Below are 456 nucleotides of genomic sequence, written 5' to 3' on the forward strand. Positions count from 1 at the left end.
GCAACAGCGCGTCGAGATCCTGAAGGCGCTGTACCGGGGCGCCGACACGCTCATTCTCGACGAGCCCACCGCCGTGTTGACGCCACAGGAGGTCAACGAGCTGTTCGAGGTGTTAGAAGAGCTGACGGCGCAGGGCAAGACGATCATCTTCATCACCCACAAGCTCGGCGAGGCGATGCGCGCCGCCGACGAGATCTCGGTCCTCCGGGACGGCCGGAAGGTCGGGACCGTCGCCGCGGACGCGACCAGCCAGGAGGAGCTCGCGGAGCTGATGGTCGGCCGCGAGGTGCTCATGGACGTCGACCGCGGCGCCGCGGAGACCGGGGACGTCGTCGCGTCGGTCTCGGATGTGGTCGTCGAGGACGACCGCGGGGTCCGAGCGGTCGACGGCGTCTCCTTCGACGTGCCCGGCGGCGAGGTGTTCGGGATCGCGGGCGTGGACGGCAACGGACAGAC

Annotated in this window: 1 pseudogene; it reads left to right on the top strand. The window is 69.5% G+C overall.

The features are described from left to right. Positions 1 to 456: pseudogene (locus C5B90_RS20175) on the top strand (heme ABC transporter ATP-binding protein); the annotation flags it as partial.

This window comes from Haloferax sp. Atlit-12N, assembly GCF_003383095.1.
Lineage (GTDB): Archaea > Halobacteriota > Halobacteria > Halobacteriales > Haloferacaceae > Haloferax.